Source organism: Arthrobacter sp. NPDC080082 (assembly GCF_040686595.1).
Lineage (GTDB): Bacteria > Actinomycetota > Actinomycetes > Actinomycetales > Micrococcaceae > Arthrobacter.
In genome coordinates, this window is the sequence record NZ_JBFBKQ010000008.1 from 67,569 (window position 1) to 87,711 (window position 20,143).

The 20,143-nt window shown below is 62.0% G+C and carries 19 protein-coding genes; 6 read left to right on the forward strand and 13 right to left on the reverse strand.

From position 1 onward, the window contains the following. Nucleotides 1–40 precede the first annotated feature (40 nt). The 4 genes from AB0O44_RS15745 to AB0O44_RS15760 form a co-directional block, all read right to left on the reverse strand. Nucleotides 41–379 (reverse strand): hypothetical protein, encoded by a 339-nt coding sequence (locus tag AB0O44_RS15745; RefSeq protein WP_364138965.1) that lies wholly within the window; start codon nt 377–379, stop codon nt 41–43. A 49-nt stretch (nt 380–428) separates the two neighbouring features. Beyond that, nucleotides 429–1,409, reverse strand: a complete 981-nt coding sequence (locus AB0O44_RS15750; RefSeq protein ID WP_364138967.1) for a TIGR03086 family metal-binding protein — start codon at nt 1,407–1,409, stop codon at nt 429–431. Then, nucleotides 1,396–1,776 (reverse strand): metalloregulator ArsR/SmtB family transcription factor, encoded by a 381-nt coding sequence (locus tag AB0O44_RS15755; protein WP_364138969.1) that lies wholly within the window; start codon nt 1,774–1,776, stop codon nt 1,396–1,398. The genes AB0O44_RS15750 and AB0O44_RS15755 overlap by 14 nt, the downstream gene beginning before the upstream one ends. A 550-nt stretch (nt 1,777–2,326) precedes the next feature. After that, complete coding sequence (locus AB0O44_RS15760) at nt 2,327–2,899, reverse strand: polysaccharide deacetylase family protein (protein ID WP_364138971.1); 573 nt, start codon at nt 2,897–2,899, stop codon at nt 2,327–2,329. Nucleotides 2,900–3,714: 815 nt separating this feature from the next. On the opposite strand from AB0O44_RS15760, the gene AB0O44_RS15765 reads away from it, so the two are divergent. The 3 genes from AB0O44_RS15765 to AB0O44_RS15775 all read left to right on the forward strand — a co-directional run bounded on the left by AB0O44_RS15765 (nt 3,715) and on the right by AB0O44_RS15775 (nt 6,684). Continuing rightward, nucleotides 3,715–4,491 carry an EfeM/EfeO family lipoprotein gene (locus AB0O44_RS15765; protein WP_364138973.1) on the forward strand — a complete coding sequence of 259 codons (777 nt, stop codon included), beginning with the start codon at nt 3,715–3,717 and terminating at the stop codon, nt 4,489–4,491. A gap of 8 nt (nt 4,492–4,499) precedes the next feature. Then, nucleotides 4,500–5,816 carry a Dyp-type peroxidase gene (locus AB0O44_RS15770; protein WP_364138975.1) on the forward strand — a complete coding sequence of 439 codons (1,317 nt, stop codon included), beginning with the start codon at nt 4,500–4,502 and terminating at the stop codon, nt 5,814–5,816. A gap of 67 nt (nt 5,817–5,883) precedes the next feature. Further along, nucleotides 5,884–6,684, forward strand: coding sequence for a response regulator transcription factor (locus AB0O44_RS15775; RefSeq protein ID WP_364138977.1), 801 nt, complete (start codon nt 5,884–5,886; stop codon nt 6,682–6,684). Between the two features lie 186 nt (nt 6,685–6,870). Here AB0O44_RS15775 and AB0O44_RS15780 read toward each other — a convergent pair whose 3' ends face one another. Then, nucleotides 6,871–7,164, reverse strand: coding sequence for a hypothetical protein (locus AB0O44_RS15780; protein ID WP_364138978.1), 294 nt, complete (start codon nt 7,162–7,164; stop codon nt 6,871–6,873). 622 nt (nt 7,165–7,786) lie between these two features. Between AB0O44_RS15780 and AB0O44_RS15785 the strand changes: the two genes are divergently transcribed. Both AB0O44_RS15785 and AB0O44_RS15790 read left to right on the forward strand, forming a co-directional pair. Beyond that, complete coding sequence (locus AB0O44_RS15785) at nt 7,787–8,368, forward strand: recombinase family protein (RefSeq protein WP_364138979.1); 582 nt, start codon at nt 7,787–7,789, stop codon at nt 8,366–8,368. Between the two features lie 189 nt (nt 8,369–8,557). Continuing rightward, the gene (locus AB0O44_RS15790) at nt 8,558–9,184 is read left to right on the forward strand and encodes an ANTAR domain-containing protein (protein WP_364138980.1); all 627 of its coding nucleotides are present in this window, start codon (nt 8,558–8,560) and stop codon (nt 9,182–9,184) included. 12 nt (nt 9,185–9,196) lie between these two features. Here AB0O44_RS15790 and AB0O44_RS15795 read toward each other — a convergent pair whose 3' ends face one another. From AB0O44_RS15795 to AB0O44_RS15810, 4 genes are all read right to left on the reverse strand, one after another. Then, on the reverse strand, nt 9,197–9,523 hold the full coding sequence (locus AB0O44_RS15795) for an Lsr2 family protein (RefSeq protein ID WP_364138982.1): 327 nt from the start codon (nt 9,521–9,523) through the stop codon (nt 9,197–9,199). Nucleotides 9,524–9,883: 360 nt separating this feature from the next. Beyond that, a complete protein-coding gene (locus AB0O44_RS15800; RefSeq protein ID WP_364138983.1) occupies nt 9,884–12,196 on the reverse strand; it encodes a hypothetical protein in 2,313 nt (770 codons plus the stop codon). Beyond that, the gene (locus AB0O44_RS15805; RefSeq protein ID WP_364138985.1) at nt 12,193–14,136 is read right to left on the reverse strand and encodes a site-specific DNA-methyltransferase; all 1,944 of its coding nucleotides are present in this window, start codon (nt 14,134–14,136) and stop codon (nt 12,193–12,195) included. Before AB0O44_RS15805 ends, AB0O44_RS15800 begins: the two co-directional genes overlap by 4 nt. Before the next feature lie 601 nt (nt 14,137–14,737). Further along, entirely contained in the window at nt 14,738–16,081 is a 1,344-nt protein-coding gene (locus AB0O44_RS15810; protein WP_364138987.1) for a ParB/RepB/Spo0J family partition protein, read from the reverse strand. A gap of 398 nt (nt 16,082–16,479) precedes the next feature. Between AB0O44_RS15810 and AB0O44_RS15815 the strand changes: the two genes are divergently transcribed. Then, complete coding sequence (locus tag AB0O44_RS15815; RefSeq protein WP_364138989.1) at nt 16,480–16,698, forward strand: hypothetical protein; 219 nt, start codon at nt 16,480–16,482, stop codon at nt 16,696–16,698. Nucleotides 16,699–16,790: 92 nt separating this feature from the next. Here AB0O44_RS15815 and AB0O44_RS15820 read toward each other — a convergent pair whose 3' ends face one another. The 4 genes from AB0O44_RS15820 to AB0O44_RS15835 all read right to left on the reverse strand — a co-directional run. After that, nucleotides 16,791–16,940: a hypothetical protein gene (locus AB0O44_RS15820; protein WP_364138991.1), complete on the reverse strand. Its 150-nt coding sequence runs from the start codon at nt 16,938–16,940 to the stop codon at nt 16,791–16,793. A 166-nt stretch (nt 16,941–17,106) separates the two neighbouring features. Continuing rightward, nucleotides 17,107–18,084: a DUF4192 family protein gene (locus AB0O44_RS15825; protein ID WP_364138993.1), complete on the reverse strand. Its 978-nt coding sequence runs from the start codon at nt 18,082–18,084 to the stop codon at nt 17,107–17,109. Nucleotides 18,085–18,635: 551 nt separating this feature from the next. Next, entirely contained in the window at nt 18,636–19,310 is a 675-nt protein-coding gene (locus AB0O44_RS15830; RefSeq protein WP_364138995.1) for a DUF1345 domain-containing protein, read from the reverse strand. A 23-nt stretch (nt 19,311–19,333) separates the two neighbouring features. Further along, nucleotides 19,334–20,143, reverse strand: an 810-nt coding sequence (locus AB0O44_RS15835; protein WP_364138996.1) for an FtsW/RodA/SpoVE family cell cycle protein, incomplete at its 5' end; no start/stop codon positions are given.

The following is a 20,143-nucleotide window of genomic DNA, read 5'->3' on the forward strand; positions in this document are numbered from 1 at the left end:
GCGACCGCGGACACTCATAGGGATCAGTTTTGGCGCGCTTTTACATTCCGGGGATCTGCTGGGCCTCGTGGACTTCGATCTCGCAGCCGCCCGGCATGTTCACGTGGGGGTGGACCTTGGCCAGTTCCACGGCGGCATCGAGGTTGTCGGCCTCGATGATGCTGTATCCGGCGACGTCCCGCCGGCTCGGCGTTGTGGCACCTCCCGCGGAGACCCGGACACCGTTAGCCAGGGGTGTTCCGAAGTCGATCAGGCCGTTGCCGACCTTCCCGGCCCAGGCGTTCCACTGTTCCATGACCGCTGCCATATCTTCGGGCGTGGGCGGGGCGGCCTCGGCGGGGGTCATCGGGGCGTGGTAGATGAAGACGAACTTGGACATTGTGTTCCTGCTTTCTTGGCGTGTTGTGACTGGTTGTGGGTGGAGTGCATCAGATGGCGACCGTGCGGCCGGTGAATGCGATCAGTCTGTCCAGGCTGCTGGCGGCCTCGGCGACCGGCTGGACGGCTGCGAAGCTGCCGTTGGCGCGGACTTGGTCGGATATGGTCAGCAGGGCCAAGGCCTCGACGTGGTGGGCGACCACGTCCGAGACGACGAGCACCTGGCCTGTGGCTTTCGCGAAGTCCCATGCGTGGACCAGCAGCTCGAGATTGAGGATGCCGGCGACGGCGGCGGCCGGCAGTTCCGCGAAGCCCATGTCGATGGTCCCCTCGAACCCGCGTCGGCTGAACGCTTCAAGAACAGGCTGAGCGAGTCCAGCGATTCGTGCTTCCGGTTCGGCCCCGGCATCATCGCTCACGTCGGATCCCAGTGCGCGGCCAATCTGCTGCAGTGAACCGGCCAAGTGCTCCAGCAACTCGTGCGCCGTGAAGTCTTCGCACGGAGTGGCTCTCTCACGGTCTTCCGGCGTGAGCTTGCGCAGCACCCCCAGGAGCACAGCCAGAGATGCCTCGGCCGAGCTGAGGTGATCGATGGCCTCCGGGGCGGCGGACCATTCGTCCGGGCCGGCTCCGACCGGTGAAGAACTTTCGGCGATGAGTCGGTCCAGATAGTGGTTCCAACCCTCGGAATGCGCTGCGGACTGTTCCGGGTTAAGGCCCTCGTGGACCAGCCGCAGCATAGTGCCGTCGGCGTCAGGCTCCAGGGTGATTGTCACGGTGGACGTGCCTGGGGCCAGGTCCATACCGGACTCCCACCCCCATGTGAAAACGATGCGCTTTCCCTGCTCGATTTCCCGGAAGGTCCCGGCGGCATGATGCCCGGGCGTAACTGTCCAGCGGTATTCGCCGCCGACGCGAAGGTCGACCCGTGCTGCTACGGCCTGCCAGCGGCGCAGACGCTCCGGCTCAGTGATGAGGGCGTAGGCCTCGTCGGTCCCGACGGGCAGGTGGATGCTCTTATCGAAGGTCATCAAAGGGGTCCTTTTCTGGAGGCGAAATAGCTGAAGTTCTCGTAGGGGGAGGCGACGTCTCCTGACGCTTGGCAGCGAGAGCGGCTGCATCTGCGGCCAGCAGATCCAGTTCGGAGGTCCAGAACCGCTCGACCAGGTTGCGGAGTCGGCCCATGCCCTCGGCGTCAAGCCTGTAATACCTGTTCCGTCCCTCTTTCCGCGCCGACACCAGACCGGCTTGCTCCAGCAACAGGAGGTGTTGGGACACCGCAGAGCGGCTTACGGTGAACTGGGCAGCCAGTTCCCCTACCGCCCGTTCACCGCAGACAAGCATGTGAAGCAGGCGGCGCCGATTCGGCTCCGCAGCTACCTCCAAGGCATCCAACACAAAATAACACGTTAGTGATCACTAACGTGTAACGCAAGGCAGGGTTGCTGCTCACGGCCGCCGGTATTGGTGCTCGTTGCCGCTGCTCCGGGAAGCATCGGTGTTTTCCTCTCCGCGATGATGGTCGGAGCGGTTGTCGGCCTTGCTACTCCGCAGGCTTTTGCGCATCTGGCCGATACCCCCCGTGGGACCGGATGGGCAGAACCATGGGCTCCGCTGAACCCGGGAGAGAGCTCTGTGAGGCCGGCAGCCCTCTCATCGCTGGCAGCGTTCCCACGCTGGCATGCCTGCCCCTGGGCTCGGGGGTTCCTGCTCTTCTCACCGGCGCCGCAAGCACGGCACGCCTCGACACCGTAGGACCGCACCTTCGCATCATGGCTGAGCCGGACCGTCGGGGCCACGCCGCGGACAGGCCAACATCAGGGGCTGGCAGCTCGCCCATGAGGACGCTCGCACATCACGAAGTGATTCACGGGTGGCGGACCTCCTTGGTCCCGGAATTTCCCCAATTGCCCCGCCACCCAGCTCGCCCGCAGTGCCGAAGGAATACTTACCTAACGCCCAGGAACTCTTCCAGCAGCACCACTTCCAGACCGGCGGCCAGCTGGGCGGAACGGAATGCTGCGAAATCGGCTGGGAATTCGGCCCTGAAATGCATAAGAACGATGTCCCCGGGACGCAGGGTGTTGCCGTACTGGTAGTCCATGCGCCCGGCGTTGGCCTTCGCCTCCCAGGTGATCACCGCCTTGAGGCCGGCGGCAGCGACAGCTTGACGCATGACAGTGGAATAGGCGCCCCCTGGAGGCCTGAACAAAGTCGGCGCACGACCGAACTGTTGTACCGCGAAGTTCTGCATCCCGGCGATGTCTTCGAGCTGCCGCTGGTAACCCCACTGGGTGGCCATATTTACGTTGTGGCTGACGGTGTGGTTCTCTACCAGGCTCCCCTGCTCCATGAAGGCTTTGAAGTAGCCCGGATTGTCCCGAATGGTGTTGCTCGTCAGGAACAAGCTGGCGGGGAGGTTCTTTTCCGCCAGCAGGTGGACGCTATCCGGAGACTTGACCGCTCCGTCGTCAATCGTGAGAAACACAACGGGATGCTTGGTGGGAATCCTGGTGATCACTGGAGCCAAGCCGTTCTGGATGGGCGGGAGAACGTAGTCCGGAACGAACGCTGGCCGAGGACGTTCGGGCGTCGTTGCGGGGCTCGTCACTGTCGGCGGTGCGGGCTCATTCGCGCCGGGCGCTGCGGACAGTCCGGTCGCGACCGGCTCCTCGGGAGCTGCGCACGCGCCCAGACCCGCCACCAAGGAGGCGCCAAACAGACCAAGCGCCGCCCGACGGCTAGCGGAGAATGAGCGGTCATCACACATAAGGGTCTCGAAATTCTGAAGGGACAAAGCGGCGTTCCACACAAGTATCACGCCAGGGTAAACAACGGGCGACGGGGACCGGGGGTCTTCCTGTCGAAACGTGGGGCTGAAACACGCATGTCGACACTCCTTGCATCCAAGAAGTCACGGAGAGCCTCCGGGACATTCCGCCCTCTCATAACCTTGGGGATATGAGACACCGGGGCGATGAGACACATGGATCCAGCCTTCCAGTAAGGAAATCCTCTGCCGGACTTCTCAAAGGTGGTGCAGGTACCTCTTGGCCCAGAATGATCTCAAGTCTGAGCCCGGATCGAGATCGCACCAGCGCTGCCGGGCTTGGCGATGCTCTGCCGTTCAAAGCCTCAAGACATACCTGCCGGCCAGGGTCGGCAGTCCGGCCGGGGATCTGCGGGCCAGGTCCTGCCCGGGACCCGTCGGCGCAGGAGGCACCTCGCGGCATTGACGTTGACAGCTCTCCGAATTACGCAACGTTGCTGTGCTGTTATTATTCTTAGGATTGCCTTACCTGACCTTGTTGTTCCTGACGGAGGACCCGTATGCCCGTGACCGCTCCCGCGTCTTCGCTTGATCCTGCTGCGACCATGGATCAAGCCCTTTCCTCTTATCGGGCCTATGTCGGCGAAAAGCTCCGGTTGCTTGGATCCCAGGTCATGGACATCAAGGCCTCGACCGGAAATGGTGATCAGGAGACGGCCCGCAGCCAGTGGCTGGCGGCGCAAATGACCTGGCAGGAGGTCGGGGCCGCCTATGGCAGTTTCGGAGACCTGGGTTCCGCCATCAATTCCCTGCCTTCCGGCCTTCCCCAGGGCACCTCCGATCCGGGTTTCACAGGTCTGCGCCGGGTTGAATTCGGGTTGTATCACGGGCAGGGGCCTGTTGAGCTGGTGCCGGTGCTCAGGGATCTGCAGACCAATATCGATACGCTGGAAACGAAGCTTCCAGAGCTCACGGTGGCCCCGTCGGACATGCCGCTGCGCTGCCACGAGATCCTGGAGGATTCCCTCCGGGACAACTTGAGCGGCAACACCGACCAGGGCTCGGGGATGTCCCTCGCGCTCACCGCGGCCGACGTCACCGCGACCAGGGTTGTCCTGACCCTCCTGAGCAGGCTCATCGACGCTCAGGTCCGTGGGTATACCGCGGCCATTGCCGCGGAATTGGATGCCCTTGATGCTGCCCTGAATGCCGCCAAAACGGACGGCCGCTGGCCTGACTACCGGAGCGTCCCGATCTCCGTGCGTCAGCCGATTAACGGCGCCATCGGCCGCGCCCTGGAATCCCTGGCATATATCCCTGCCATGTTCGCCACCGAAGGCTGAAAAAACCCATGAACAACAACCCTTCAGAATCCTCCAGCGCTGCCCCGGACAGTCCGGAACAACCCGGCAAGGGCACCCCGTCCCGCGTGGGCCGTCGGTCCTTCCTGATCGGGGCCGGGACAGGGACCGCCGTCGCCGCGCTGGCCGCCACCGGCATATCCGAGGCCTCCAAACACCCCGGCCCGGCCGCCCCTGCTCCGGGGGCGGCGTCCGTTGATTTCCACGGCATCACCCAGGCCGGAATCTACCGGCCGGCAGCCCAACAGGCGCAAGCGTGCTTTGCAGTTTTCCGGGTCCTGGCCAAAGACCGGGATGAATTCAAAGCACTGCTGCAGACCCTCACTGTCAAAGGCGTACGCCTGGGCTCGGGTCAGCGCGCTGACGACCCGGTCGCCTCTACCGAATTGCCCGTCGTCGGCGGGGGGCCACCCACGAACTCCGGAATCCTCGGAATGGACGTCCCGCCGGATTCTTTCACGATGACGGTCGGGCTGGCGGCAAGTATCTTCGATAATCCGGCCTACGGACTGGCCGGCAAAAAACCCAAGGGCCTGACGGAAATGAAAACCTTCCCCAACGACGCCCCGGACCCGGCCTGGGTCGGCGGAGACCTGATCCTCCAGCTCTGCGCCGACTCCACCGACATGATCCACTACGCACTGCGCGACATCACCAAAGCCACCCGCGGAGCCATGCAGCTTCAGTGGAAAATCAACGGATTCCACTCCGCCCCCAGACCCTCCGGGGCGCCCCGAAACCTCTTCGGCTACAAAGACGGCATCGTCAACCCCGCCCCCGAAGAGCCCCTGGTCTGGATCAGCAAAGACTCCGGCCAGCCCGACTGGGCAATCGGCGGGACCTTCATGGTTGTCCGCCTGATCAGAATGCTCGTGGAATTCTGGGACCGGGTCGGACTCACCGAACAAGACACCATGATCGGCCGGCACCGGGCCAGCGGCGCACCGCTCGGCGCAGAGAACGAAACCGACACCCCCGACTACGCCAACGACCCCAACGGCGAGACCATCCCCCTCAACGCCCACATCCGCCTGGCCAACCCCCGCACACCCGCCACCGATGCCTCCCGATTCCTGCGCCGCGGCTACAACTATGACCTCGGCATCGACCTCAACGGAAACATGCAGGCCGGACTGATCTTCGCCAGCTACCAACAGAACATCCAGACCCAATTCGAAGCAGCCCAGACCCGGCTCATTAACGAACCCATGACGGACTACATCCAGCCCTTCGGCGGCGGGTACTTCATCGCGCTCCCAGGCGTCAAAGACACCAACGGCTACCTCGGCCAGGGCCTGTTCACCTGACACCCTTCACAGGACACCCCAAGGACCCCACCCGCGCCACCGAACCTCATTTTGGAGAACGCTCCCCATGTCTTCCCGCCACACGCTGCCACGTGTCGAGACACCTGCTGTGCCAGCGGGCCCGGCCGCGCCATCCACCCCAGCCAGCCTGAAAGCCGCATCAGGTCCGGTCCTCATCATCCACCCGGGCCACGACGCGGCATCAACGGAGGTAGCCGGCGAACTCGCGGCCGCCGGATGGTCAATAACCACCCCCGGCCGGACCGGGTACCGGAAACCTTCCGCTGTCGTCTTCGACGTCACCGATCACAGCGAGACGAGTGCCACGCGCATCGCGCGGGCCCGAAAAACGAACCCCGGAGTGCCCTTCCTGTTCCTGACCACACGCGAAATCCTCCCCACCCTCCTCACGGCGGGCAGCCAGCCCGGGGACGACTACCTGCTCACACCCTTCACCCCCGGAGATGCCGAGTTGCGCCTGCGCTGGATTACCCGCCACGCCAACGCGGCCCTCTCACTCTCTGACCCCAAACTCACAGTTGGCGATCTGAACCTTCGCCCCCGATGGCTGCTGGCCCAAAGAGGTGACCACCGTATCCCCGTGACAAAAACTCAATGCGCGGTACTCGAGCTGCTGATGCAGAATCCAGGGAACGTCGTACGCAAAGACGAAATCGCAGACCACGTATGGCCCGACACCCCCGGCCGGAGCGGCACCAACGTCGAGCTCTACATTTCCTACCTTCGGAAGAAGATCAACGCCGCCGGACCACCGATGATCCACACCCTCCGCGGCGTCGGCTACCTGATCAAACCAGACCCAACAACCCCCCTCCGACCAGCGAAGAGGGCAATAACTGCCCGGTGAAGGTGCCCTAAGTGCTACGCCCTGCGGCCTCTCGGAACCCTGGGCTTTCGAGGCACTCAGGTTATGAGACACATTGATCGGACGTGGCCGGTGGTTCACTGTCCGTACATACAGGGATCCCCAAACGGACGTTATTCGGTTGGAACTGAAGACGGAGGCTTCCCACTGCCCTTTGAGATCCGGGTTCTAGTGGCCAATCGCGGTGTGTGCGGCGCCGAAAATGACGGCGACGATGAGAGCGGCAGACGCCAACGGGATAATCCATCGAGGCTTCTGTTCTCGCTTGATCCGGAACCGCAACACCCCTACGGATAGGGCCGCGGCTGATGCAAGGAGAACAAGATAGAGCGCCCACAGGAGGGGGCTTCCGGCCGAAACGGTCATAATGCCGTAGACGACAGCCCCCGTCATGAAGATGGCGGCTTGAGCGATACCTGGGACCAAATTGGGTGAGTCAGTGTGGTTGTGCGAAGCGGTCATTGTGTCATTTCCTTGATTCGGAGGCGCTGTGGTGGTCGGCGCCAAATTGAGCTCCGACCACCGGCACTGCGGGCCTCGTTAGCCAGTACAGCAGTTTTCTTCCCAGTAAGTACAGTGTCCTCCGATGCACCAGGTACACCACGCGGCCACGCACGCAAAACCCCACCAGAACGCTGCGGAGGGCGGAAGATCTTCCTGGGGTATCGGGCTGTCGTCCATGACGTGCAGGCTCGATGATGCGTCCATTATTCGGTCAATAATTCCCACAACGTGGACGCACCCCAGCGGAGACGCCGCCACTGCCGGCACCCGATGGCGGGTCGCCATTTGCGAGAACCCGGCTCTGACGGGCGGCATTGCGGACCCCGATTCATAGTGTCCCGTAGACCCCTCCCGCAAACCGCCCGGTGAAGGTGCGCTAACGCTGAACACCGCGGCGTCTCAAAACCCTTGGGATTCGAGACGTCTCACTGGACCTGGTCAGAGCAACGGCAATGACGGCCAACATTTCGCGGGATCTGGGGAAATTTCTCGGCCGCGGCGATTCTCATAACTACGTCTCGAAACCATCTGGTTGAATCGGTGTACTAAACGTTAGTTATGAGACACCTTGGGAGCCGGTATGGCGAAATTGATCGGCTACGCGCGCGTTTCGACGCGGCAGCAGTCCACGGACCGGCAGGAGGCAGACCTTTTGGCCGCCGACGTCAGACGGGATGACCTCTATATCGACCACGGTGTCTCCGGCGCCCGGTCATCGCGGCCGCAGTTCGACCGGGCACTAGAGGCCCTGGTCGAGGGTGACACCCTTGTCATCACCACGCTGGACCGGCTCGGGCGCTCAACGCAGAACATGCTCGCCTTCGCCGATGCTCTCCGGAGCCGCGGCGCCGGCCTCCGGGTCCTGAACCTGGGAGGGGGCGACGTCGATACCTCGACGCCGATGGGCTCAATGCTGTTCACCGTCATGGCTGCCCTCGCCCAGATGGAACACGAGATCAAACGCGAACGCGTCACGGACTCCATCAGCAAACGACGGCAAGCCGGGCTGGACCTAGGCGGCCGGCCCCGGAAGATCACCGACAGTCAGATCCGCAGTGCCTTGAGCCTGGTCGAGGGCGGCGCACCGGCGGCTCAAGTTGCCCGCGACCTCGGCATGTCCCGCGCGACGTTCTATCGACGCTCCCAGACCTTAATGCCGTAGGGAGCGCCTGCTCCACCGCAGATGGCTGAAGCGGCCCTGGTTCCGAAGCCGTTTTCCCGGTCTAGGAAGTCGCGTTCGGCCGGCTGCTGTTGGCTCGGTTTCTCAAGCTTTTGAAGTAGTTTCGGCCGCTATATCTTGATATTTCCAACCCGGCGGTGAGCCGGAGTCCTATGACAGAAACGGCGACGATTGTCTTCCAGCAGCCATCACCCTGGGGCCGGACCCGGGAGCGTCCCCAGCGGGGGCTTCCTCGGTAGCCCCGTTGGGTTCGTTGAGTACTACTTCAAGGACGGCGTCTTTCGCTGGTCCGACGAGTTGTACCGCATGTACGGCTACGAGCGGGGCGAAGTGGTCCCCACCATGGATATGGTCATGCCCCACATCGAGCCCGCAGACCGACCCAAAGTCCAGGCCTATTGGGAGCACGTGTCCACCCATGGCGGGCCGTCCTCCATTTACGTACCCATCCAGGACCGCAAGGGCCGGAAGCGCAGACTGCTTTACTCTGCCGACTACATCGTGGACGGGGACACACCTGTAGGGGTATGGGGTGTGGTCGTTGACGTCACCGCTGCCATCCACAAGGAACGTCACCAGCTGGCTACTGAAGCCATAGCGGCGACCGTCGCGAGTACAGCCCCCATCGAGCAAGCTAAAGGAATACTCATGGGGCGTACCGGAGTCAGTGCCGAAGATGCCTATGCCCTCATAGATCAACGGAGCAAAGAGACGGGCCGGACCGTTTATGAGATTGTCCGCGATGTAATACAAAGCGCGTCAGGGAAAGACCGAAAGCAGGAACGGCCACCGCTTTAACTCGCCGGCGGTCTAGTGGGCGTCGTTGTATGCCTCCATGATGTCCTGGCTGATGCGGCCCCTGGCGCTGGGGTTGTACCCGTTTGCCTCGGCCCACTCCCGGATCCGCTGCGTCTGTCCCCGGTTGGAGGTGCTGGCGGTGGTTTTCAGACCGGCTGAAGAGCTGCGGATTCGGCGGCCACCGGCGACGTAGGGGGCCAGCGCTTTCCGCAGCGCGGCCGCGTTATCTTCCGCCAGGTCAATTTCGTACTCGACATCGTCGAGGGCGAAACGAACGGATTCCTGGGCGTCTTCGCCCGAGATGTCGTCGATCAGCTGAACATGAACTTTGCGGGCCAATGGGATTCCTTCGCTCGAATTCGCGGTGCTGCTCCCCCATGCCAACGCCAGTCTAAGACTCCACACTATTTCAAACTCGAGGTTCACCTTCGCTCCTCCTGCCGATCGGGTCACGACGATTGCGAAGGTTGCCACTACGGAGGCGTTGATTAGGAGCGATCGTTCGGTCTGATGCGGGAAGAACACGCTAGTGTTCCGGCCCGCTGCGTCCACGCAGTTGACGATGTCCTCTCGTCGATTGGGTGCCACAGGATGGCCACGAGACTTGTCGTTATAAAGGCGCCGACCGATGACGACGGAAAGTACGGACAATGCCGAAGGCCTTGGCTGTTGATTTTGGTGAGAGAGGGCTCACCTGCTCTAGCCCACCATGTATGCCACCGCGGAATCAATCGTAGGGAAATGCTGCGCACGTCTGCTTCCATCGGACTTCAGCCCCCAAAGCGTGCAGCCATCGTTACTCAGCTTCTCAAAGGCCGAGTTAAACTCCCCTGGCGTCGCAAACCTGATTTTAAGGCTGGCAGTCGTATCGTTCCGCGACTGTACCGTGAGCAGTTTTCGTCCGGCCTCGCCCTGCAGGATGTGGGGTGCTTTGGTATCCACACAGATGACGCTCTCCGCAGTCCAAACAACAAAGTCTGGATAAAAGTTTGAGGTGTCCCCTACTGACACCAAGGGGATGCCATACCCGCTACGCGGGGGGTTGCGGAACCAGGTGTTCCCGGTCTTGTCTAAAGCGCGCGCGTATGCACGTTCGAGGTCATTCAGATCCTCGTAGCCCCCATGCAGGGCATTCGTGAACTTCTCAAACTCCCCGTCCCTGATCAGTATGGGACCAACGACGAAGGGGTTTGGCTTGCGCTGCACAAGGTGGACGTTCTCAACGTATGCCTGTACTACGCGGCGAGCTAGGTCTTTGATTTGATCGAACGCTTTGCTGCCCACTCCGATAGAAACATCAAACCGTTCGTCTGCTGTGCTGGCTACATCGAGGGCACGCGGAAAGAGACGAAGCACTTCCCGGTGGAAGATCCAGCGCGCTGATACCTTGTTTGACTCCTCGTAGTCTTCCCAATCCTGCACGGTTTGAGTGCCAGCCCCTACTGTCTGGTATACGAGCTGCCGGCTGCCGATCCCGGTCGTGTTCTTGACCGAGTCGCTGTAGTCAAGCATTTTCGACAAAAGAGTTTCGACGGGTAAAACCGCGTCTTGGGAGCTTAGGGCCGTCCGGGGTATCTCCCTACGCAGCTTCGGCTTTAGTTCCCTTGGCCTGCTGGAGCCAGGAGCGGCGGCAATAATTCTGATCTCGGGGGCATCTTGACCGAGCCTTGAATCGACCTCGCTCAGCACATCGCTGAACGTTTCATTGCGATCTACGCGGACATAGAAATGTGCTGTATTCAATCGCTCGGGCGCGTAATGACTTGCCCCGGGTTGCCTCAGAACCCGTCCGATAACCTGCGTGATCTGCACATTGGATTCCATCGCCTTATCGACGTATGCGAAGTAGACGTCAGGATCGTCCCACCCCTCCTGCAGGGTCAGGTTGAAGATGATGTGTCGATACTTGCCGGCAGTGAAGTCGGCATAGTCCTTTTCGCCTCCCCCAAAGAGGATGAATTCAGGAGGAAGCGGGTAGTTCTTATGGACATCGAGGTTCGAGTACACGGCGATCTCACTTGCGTCGACGCCACACTGTTCGGTGAGGTATCGCCAGATCAGGATCGGCGGGGCCTGCCTCTGTCCAAATGGCTGCTGTGGGTTGTCTTTACGGAAGGCATCGTCGGCCAAAACGTTGGTTTTACTGACGTAAATCGCCTTCGGCAAGGTATCAATGCCGTATTCAAGGGCGTCCTTCTCAGCCTCCCGCATGTCGGCCAACATGGCCGTAATGGTCTCCTCCATGGGGCTTTTGTAGCCAGCCAGTAGAATCGTACTTTTTACGAGCCCTTGAGAAACCACAGTTGTCGACTGCACGGAAGTGACAAGCCATTCATCGCTCCTGCCCGATCTTCTTAGGTGGTCGATCTCTTGGACCATCAGCTGGGGCAGGCGCATCGTCGCGCTGGCCAGCAGGAAGGCGTCAGGCTGTTGCGTTAACAGAAGGTCCGTCTGTTGCTCGGAAAGGTTTTGTGCTTCGTCATAGACAACGAACAGCGGCCTTCGGACGCCGTCCGAGTTCTTGCGTTCTGCCAGAGCAGCCCAGGTCGACGTTCCAGTGGTGTCGATATCGGCCTTGAAAATGTTGCGGTTGCCACCTTCCATGTCCTTTTGATTGAAGGTGCCGACTGTTGCGAAGAAGACTGAGGGCTCGTCCGCCACTTCCACGTCTGCAGGGTCGTATTCACTGAGCAGCCTGACCGTTGCGCCGCCAAGCAGATGATTGTATTTGCCGCCATTGGAGAGGTTCGCATAGCTCTGTTCAACGACGACGCGACCCTTGGAGAGCCACAGGATGATGGGGGCAACAGTAAGGGGGGCGGCCATCTGCCTTACAGCATCGGCCAGAATAACCGTCTTACCAGCACCCGTAAGCGCCGCCAGGGATTGAAAAAACGGTACTGACTGCGGATTATTTTTCGTACCCTTTAGAACCTCGTTACCCTGATATTCAAGAAACCGGTCTGCGATCTGCGAGGACGCCTGGCGTTGGAACTGGAAAAGATCTATCACTGCGCTGCTCCCTGGTCCGTGTAAGCCTCGGTCCTCATATCCAATCCGAAGTCGATTAGTATCTGGTCAGGAATCCTGTAAAACCTCACATCCTCGGTCCCGAACAAGTTGTACCTCGCATAGACGTTGTATATCGGCTCCAATTTTGCTCGGCTGCCTTCCGCCACACACGCTTCGTAGACTTCTTCGGTGAGGTCGGTATTGCCATCGGGGCCATCCCACACCAGGTAGAAACCATGCCGATCTCCGTTTCGGGCGACCAGATACTGATAGTTCGGGTCCTCATACGGAACCAAGGATGTCCCACGTCGGCGGCCCGAGTCGTGATGCGAGGCTATGACGGTATCCAGCATCTCGTCACGTTCCATCCGAAGGACGGCCTTGGCGTCCACCGTTTTGGTAAGCGTCTTGAAAGCGAATCCGCCACCCAGCGGTTGGCCCTTCCCATTGGCCCAATCCCCAGTTATGACGCGCTTCAGTCTTTCTGCCGTAAGCGTCCTGGCATAGGAATCGCCCTTTAGCGGCCGGCCCTGTTCTATAAGAATGAACCTTCTGTCCGCCCCGGTAGTCGCATTAAGTGCGAGCACAGCATGACCCGTTGTGCCTGATCCTGCGAACGGATCCATAATGAGCCCGTCCGGAGGGCACCAGAGTTGGATGATCTGCTGCATGAGCATGAGAGGTTTCACAGTCTCAAAGCTGTGACCCTTCCCAACCACTGCATCGAGTTCACGAATACCAGTCTGGCTGTGTCCCACAGTTTCATGTTCCCAAGAAACCGAACCGAGCTCTTCGGGCATGGCATCAAAATCCACGTCCGCCCAATACGTCATGGGGACTATCCCCTTCTTGACCTTTTCAAGGTAGCGCTTCCGGTTTGGACGCCCGTGACCCTCTTTTCCAAACCACAACTCGGGCCAAACTTCGTTGTCCCGGACCTTTTCGGCGGCAATCCTGGCCCGCTCAAGGACGCTGGGTTCAATACTGCCGTCCGCTCTCATGCCTTTGAGCACAAGGGCCGGGGACGGGGCATGGTCATGCAGGTCTACTGTCTGGTACTGGGAACCCCATTCCTCCAGCCATTTCTTCATACGCGCCCTGCTAGCGGCCCAGCAGCGGCCTTCAGGCGGGTATTGCACCTCGCCTGTGAAGGGGTTCTGTATCCCATACACCTGGCCGGCATGGGTTGAAGCACCCATGGCGGTGGCGTTATCTACTCGCCAGAGTCCCTGAAGGTCGTTGTCAGGATTCCTGTATTTCGCGTCGGTAGAAGCCCCGCGCTCCAACAACCCGGTCTTCACGTACTCAGCATTGCGCGCGTACACGAGCACATACTCCGTGGCTGTGGAGACGTTACCGTCGTGGCTCTTAGGCGCATATGCCTTTTGCCAGTTAATGATGGCCAGCCGGTTCTTTTCGCCAAAAAGTTCATCGAGCATCTGACCCAGATGGAATAACTCCCGGTGGTCGATACAGATGGCGAGGACCCCGGATTGCTTCAGCATTGAGTGCATCATCTGCAAGCGCGGATACATAAACTTCATCCACTTGGTGTGACGGGCCGGATCCTCGTAACTGACGAAATCGCCGAGGCCGGGGTCGTTTGGATTCTCGTCCCATCTGTCGTTGTACCTGAAGTCGTTGCCAGTGTTATAAGGAGGATCGGTGACAATCAAGTCGACCTGCCCTCGCCACCGATACAGCGATGCCAGGGCCTGAAGGTTATCGCCCTCCAAAAGCAAATTATCCGACTGATCTTCCGGACTGCCTTCAGAGAGCCCTGCAACCCTCCGCTGCACTTTTGGCCGGACTAAACGAGAAATTCGCCGTGCTTGCTGCTTGCCAGTAAACGAGAGATTTACGCCTGCGCCGGTCTTCTCCTGGATGATTTCAATCAGCTGCTCGACGCTAAGTAGCTCAAGGTCTTGTAAGCCGTCCATGGAGTTTTTCCTTCAAATGGTAAATCGCTGAGGCCATCCGGCCCGAGCTCCGATTAAACGCGACGCGGACCGACCTCTAGCGCGAAGCAGGAGTGGCGCCGACCCTAAGTCATTAGATCAGGGGCCTCAGACTATCTCGAATCCCCCACCGTTCGGCGATTTCGCCATCTGGTCCCGTTAGAGGCGAACACATCACGCGCGACCGTCTGTTGAGGCCGATGACGTGAACAACCCAAGACTCTTCGACGATCCACTATTCGTTGCATGCGCTGGCCATCAACCAACACCTACTCTGGAGGCGGTTGATATTGCCGTGCGGGCAGCGCCGCCGCAGCCTGGTACAACTTCGTTCACTGTCGCGCGGCTGGTGAATGGACGGCTGCGTGGTCGCGGCAAATGGCGGTCCGTCGCTGGTGAGTGGCCGCTGTGGTTCGCCCTGGGCGGCGGACCGCCCGACGTGCGGGAGGTTCCTCGCCCCTGTTGGGGTCAGTGGCCGGGCAGTTGCGATAAGGGGACGATCCAGCCGCCCGGCCTTCCACCCTTTCGGGTGGAAGGGCCTGGCTTCTGCATTGGGGGTTTCAGTCACCCGGCCTAAGCCGGACTATTCGCCCTCGGTGGTGTGCTTGTCAATGATGATCTGCTCCACGGCACTGGCCGTGTACCCCCACTGGGTGAGCTGGTTCAGGTAGTCGAAGTGCCGCTTCTCGGCGGAGCGCCATGAGTCTTTCTGGATGGTCTTCTCGTATCCGGCGCAGATGAGGGCGATCAGGGAGAACTCGGGCCGTGCGGTGGTTTTGTCGGTGTGGTCCCGGAGCGGGTTCCAGCCCCACCGGTCGGTGTCCTCGCCGGTCTTGGTCCCGAGCATTTCGCTGGCAACCTTGCCGTCGTAGCCGCTGGCGGTCTCGGAGTAGTGGGTGATGGCGTGGACGGTGAAGTACTGCCAGCCCTTCGGCGCGGTCTTGCGTGACAGGAGGGTCTTGATGAACTCGCGGCGGACTTTGGTCGCGCTCTCCATCTCGCGGTTGCTCGCGATCAGGGTCTTGCGCTCGGCTTTCTGGTCATCGGTCATCGGCCCCTTCTGGGCCTGGGTGCCGCCGTCGTACCGCTTGTACCTCGACACGAAGCCCAGCTCTTTCCAGCCGGTGATGACGGGTTCGGCGTTGTGCTTTCCCCGGTAGTCGGTGCTGATTCTGTAGGCGTTGGCGTCCTCGTCGGTGGCCGCTTCCCCGTCGGCACGCTTGGCGGCGCTGACGTACAGGTTCTCGTCCTCGTCGTAGTACCCGGCGGCCTCCACGATGGTCTTTCCCGCCGCCTCGAGCTCGACAACGAGCGCGGCGCGTGCGGCTTCGCTGGCCCGGCGGTCGCGCAGGAGCTGTGCGACGTGCAGGAGCTGGTCGGCTTCGTCCGCGAGCACGGACTCCAATTCCTCGGTGGCGTCTTCGTCGCCTTCAAATTCGGCCATGATGAGCGCTTCATCGATGGTGTAGCCCTTGCCCAGGGCGGCGGCTCCGGCGTCGGAGGCTTTAGCCTTCAGTGCGCCCTCGACGGTGGTTTTGGTCCGTCCGGTCTTCTTGGCGATCGTGGCGGCCGAGATGCCGATAAGGGACAGCTGGTGGTAGGCGTCTGCTTCGTCCGCTTCGGTCAGCTCGGTGCGCTGGATGTTCTCCACGACCTGGGTCACGATGCGTTCGGCCTCCTCGGGGGATTCGATGATCATCACCGGAATCAGGGTCCGGGCGGCTTCGACGGCGGCGCGGGTGCGGCGCTGGCCCATCAGGACGTGCACGGTGCCGTCCTCCTTGCGGTGGGCGATGACCGGTTCCATGACGCCGTGTTCTTTGATGCTGACGATGAAGTCGGCGGTCAGGGCCGCGTCTTTGCGGACGTTGATGTCGACGGTCAGGGTGGCGGGGTCGAGCATTTCGAGGGTCGGGTTGGTGGTCATGGTGTTGCTCCTTTTTGCCCAAGGATTCGGTGGGTGGGGCGGCTCAGGTGACCGGCCAGCGTCCCCTTTCCCCCGTTGTTTTTTGGCTGCTGGCGGAGCTTGCGGAGCTGTGCCCGACGGAGGCCTGTCTACCGAAGGCAAGGGGCAGGAAATTCCCTCAAGGAAATAAGCGACGAAGGAGCGCCGGAGGGAAATTCCCGCACCGCAGGCCCCGGAGGAACGACAGGGGCTAGACGGGCTGGAGCGGGCACGTACGATCCGAAGGACAGCAGCCAAAAAACGTCGAAGACGCAAGGTACAGGCCAGGGCAGCCGGAGCTCTGCGACGCAAGGCACTGGACCCAACAGCCGGCCGCGCCAGCGGACGACCGATCTGGTCTTTAGTTCTACGCTGGGGGCATGGGCAACGTAGACCTGGGACATTCGCCCGCGCATCGGCCCCGGCAGCGGTGGCCGCTGGCGCTGGCGGTGGTCTTCACCGTGGCCTTTGTGGGGGCACTGGCCCTGGTTGCTGTCGATCTGGCTGTGGGCCGGCCTTTGGCCGGCGACCTGTTCGTGGCCGGCCTGAACGGCGCGGTGGCCGCGGCGCTGTGGGCGTTGCGGGCACGAGGGTTTTAAAAGCGAAGGCGCCGACACGATTGCTCGTGCCGGCGCCTTCTGTTTTCCCTCTGCAAAGGAAATCTGTGGGGCAGCGTCTCGCTGCCTGGTCGTTAGAAGTTGTGGTGTTCCTGGGCCCATTCGGTATCGACCGGGCCGATCTTTTCGCCGGCGGTGAGCAGGCTGAGTTCCAGGGTGTCCTCGGCCAGGCTGGGGTTGGCGGGCCGGGCGTCGTCCTTGGTCATGGTGAATTCGTGGCTCATGGTGGCGCTCCCCCGCGTTGGTGCCGTGTTCGTCCCTCCACTTTAGCCGGGATCTGTGTCTGATTCCTGGATCCGGTGGCTGCGCCCGCGCGAGCGTATGGGCGGCCGGAGGAGCGCAAAAGGACGGCCCGGGTCATTCGATCCCAGGGCCGTCCTTGTTTCGTGCCTAGATCATGCGGCGCTTGTAGGAGGTTTCGACGTTCCGGGCGACTTCGGCGATGGTGCCGCGGTTGATCAGTTCCTGCAGGAGGACCGCGAGCCGGAAGCCGGGGACGTCGTTGGCGGCGTGCTTGAGGTAGCGGATGGCGCCGGTAGCGTTGCCTTTGAGCCATTCCAGCCAGCCCATCAGGGTCAGCATGGGGGCCCGCTGGCCTGCCGGGACTGCTTTCATCAGTTCGAAGGCCATTGCTTCGGCGCGGTCGATGCGGTCCCAGTCGGGGCGGCCGGTGAATTTGCCGAGCATAACGTCAGCGAAGCTGCCGTTGTGGGTGGTGATGGTCTCCCGGAACATGAAGTCCCGGATGAACTTGTTCTGGAACGCGGCCGCGAGGTCCCGGGCGCTTTGGCCGTCCGGGGTCGCGGTGCCGTCCAGCAGCACTGCCCACGCCTCGCACGCTGCCTCGGTCTGGGCCTCGGTGCCTTCGGGGGCTTCGACGCGCAGCGCCCAGGTTCCCAGCAGGGCGGGGTTGTAGACGTCGATGTCGGTGGCGCTGCCCAGGTAGGTCAGGGCGGCGTTGGCCTGGCTGTCGGTTATCTCGTCCAGCGGGTGGTTCTCGTCGGTGCCGAATTCGGCCCAGTGGGTCGAGGTGACGAGCCAGACGTTTCGCACGGGCATCCGGGCCGCTGCGAGTTCGTTGACCAGGGCCGCGACGTGCGCGGCGTAGGGGTAGCCGTCCGGGTCTTCGTCGGTGTAGACGATGACGTAGGACGCGGTCGCTTCCTCGTCGTTGGCCGCGTGGCTGGTCAGGGTCTGTGCGTAGGCCACCGGTTCGGTGTACTCCGGGGCGTCTACCCGCAGGGTCGCGCCCAGTGCGCCCGCCCGGGCGGTGAGGACGACGAACGACTCTGTGGGCGTGGTGCCCAGCAGGTGCGGGACGGCGGCGATCAGGTCGGCGGGGCCATTGAGGTTCAGCTTCTCGTTCATGGTGTTGCTCCTTTTGCAGAGGATCCGGTGGGTGGGGCGGCTCAGGTGACCGACCAGCTCCCCCTCTCCCCCCGTTGTTTTTTGGCTGCTGGCGGAGCTTGCGGAGCTGTGCCCGACGGAGGCCTGTCTACCGAAGGCAAGGTGCGGGAAATTCCCGGAGGAAATAAGCGACGAAGGAGCGCCGGAGGGAAATTCCTGCACCGCAGGCCCCGGAGGAACGAAGGGGCTAGACGGGCCGGAGCGGGCACGTACGATCCGAAGGACAGCAGCCAAAAAACGTCGAAGACGTCAGAACAGGGCCAGGGCAGCCGGAGCTCTGCGACGCAAGGCACTGGACCCAACAGCCGGCCGCGCCAGCGGACGACCGCTTGGATGCGAGCCCTGCGAGCATGCTCTTTCCCCCACGGTCTGTTGCACCACTCCCCGCATTGCCGGCCATCGGTCCGATCCTCGACAGCTTCGTTGCCACCTCTCGTGGGACTTCGCGCATTTCCAGCCCCCTAAAAAGGGCAGCAGGTTGTATGTGGGCCGATCGGATGGCGCAGCAGTTCTTAGTGGATCAGCCCGGACACAAGGTTGATGGTGGTCGCGAGGACAATTGCGCCCAGAAGATAGGACAGGAGCGCCTGACGGAGCACCGTAGTGCGGATTGCATCGCTGTTCAGGTCAGTGTCGGAGACCTGGAAGGTCATGCCGACAGTAAAGGCGAGGTAGGCGAAATCCGCGTACCGGGGCTGTTTAGTCTCGTTGAAGTCAACCCCCGCCTTGTCACGATAGTAGATGGAGGCGTACCGGAGCGTGAAAAGAGTGTGGACGAGGAACCATGAGAGCGCCACACTCGCGAGGGCCATGGCAATGACGGCAGCCTTGGTGCCCCCCTGGGCATCGGCGGCATCCATCAGGATCAGAGCTACCCCGGCGAAGCTGGCGATGGTGGCCGTGAGGACCAAGGCATCCGAGCCCGCACGTCCCGGATCTTCGCGCCGCGCGTGGGCGGCTGTGGCAGCTGACTGGAGCCGCCCGATGACGGCCCACACCCAGACCAGGTAGGTCAGCGAGGCCACGGCCCAGCCCACGGCAGGGGCGTAGGTCCAGGACTTCAACAGTCCGACCGCGAGGGCGGTCACCAATCCGACAACGATCATTACTGCCACCCGGAGCCTGGAGTGGTGTGCCGAGGTGTCGAAGTTCAGTTCGGGGTCGGTGGACGCGCGCATATCAGTCATTTCCGTATTTTCCCTTTTAGATGTCATTTTTTGGCCTTCGCACCCCGTTGGGCGGGCGCGAGAGGGCCGGGTTCAGGCGAAACGGTGTGAGGGTTTCTGGTGACGGCGAGGATCATGCCGATGCCGGCGAGGGAGGACACCATCGCGGAGCCGCCGTAGGAGATGAACGGCAGGGGCACGCCGATCACCGGGAGCAGCCCGCTGACCATGGCGATGTTGATGACGGCCTGTCCGATGATCCAGGTGACGACGCTGCAGGAGAGGACCCGGGCGAAGGTCCCTTCGGTCCGGGCGATGGTCTTGAAGATCGCGACGGCGAGCACGGCGAAGAGTGCCAGCACCAGCAGGGTGCCGGCGAACCCGAGTTCCTCACCCAGGATGGTGAAGATGAAGTCGTTGTGCGCCTCCGGGATCCAGTTCCACTTCTGCCGGCTCTGGCCCAGGCCGGTGCCGAACCAGCCGCCGGAGGCCAGGGCGTACTGGCCGTTCAGCGCCTGATACCCGAGCCCTTGCGAGTCATCGGCGGAGCCGCCCCCGAGCCAGGACGAGATCCGGCCCATGCGGTTGCCGCTGGTGGCGGCGAGGATCAGCGCCGCGACAGCTGATGCGCCTCCTGATATGTAGATCACTTTCATGGGCACCTGGCCGTAGTACAGGGTGGCGGCGAGGATGAGCATGACAATCATGGTGGTGCCGAGGTCGTGGCCCAGGGCGACGAGGCCCATGATGATGCCTCCCACGGGCAGCAGGGGGACGACGGCGTGTTTCCACTGGCCGAGGAGCTTCTGCTTGCGGGTCAGGATGTCGGCGGCCCAGACGATGAGGGCGAGCTT

Bases quoted from the DNA above. Each gene is read 5' to 3' on its own strand.
- AB0O44_RS15745 (WP_364138965.1), bottom strand. From the start codon at position 379: ATGTCCAAGTTCGTCTTCATCTACCACGCCCCGATGACCCCCGCCGAG.
- AB0O44_RS15750 (WP_364138967.1), bottom strand. From the start codon at position 1,409: ATGACCTTCGATAAGAGCATCCACCTGCCCGTCGGGACCGACGAGGCC.
- AB0O44_RS15770 (WP_364138975.1), top strand. From the start codon at position 4,500: ATGAACAACAACCCTTCAGAATCCTCCAGCGCTGCCCCGGACAGTCCG.
- AB0O44_RS15775 (WP_364138977.1), top strand. From the start codon at position 5,884: ATGTCTTCCCGCCACACGCTGCCACGTGTCGAGACACCTGCTGTGCCA.
- AB0O44_RS15780 (WP_364138978.1), bottom strand. From the start codon at position 7,164: ATGACCGCTTCGCACAACCACACTGACTCACCCAATTTGGTCCCAGGT.
- AB0O44_RS15785 (WP_364138979.1), top strand. From the start codon at position 7,787: ATGGCGAAATTGATCGGCTACGCGCGCGTTTCGACGCGGCAGCAGTCC.
- AB0O44_RS15805 (WP_364138985.1), bottom strand. From the start codon at position 14,136: ATGGACGGCTTACAAGACCTTGAGCTACTTAGCGTCGAGCAGCTGATT.
- AB0O44_RS15810 (WP_364138987.1), bottom strand. From the start codon at position 16,081: ATGACCACCAACCCGACCCTCGAAATGCTCGACCCCGCCACCCTGACC.
- AB0O44_RS15815 (WP_364138989.1), top strand. From the start codon at position 16,480: ATGGGCAACGTAGACCTGGGACATTCGCCCGCGCATCGGCCCCGGCAG.
- AB0O44_RS15820 (WP_364138991.1), bottom strand. From the start codon at position 16,940: ATGAGCCACGAATTCACCATGACCAAGGACGACGCCCGGCCCGCCAAC.
- AB0O44_RS15825 (WP_364138993.1), bottom strand. From the start codon at position 18,084: ATGAACGAGAAGCTGAACCTCAATGGCCCCGCCGACCTGATCGCCGCC.
- AB0O44_RS15830 (WP_364138995.1), bottom strand. From the start codon at position 19,310: ATGACTGATATGCGCGCGTCCACCGACCCCGAACTGAACTTCGACACC.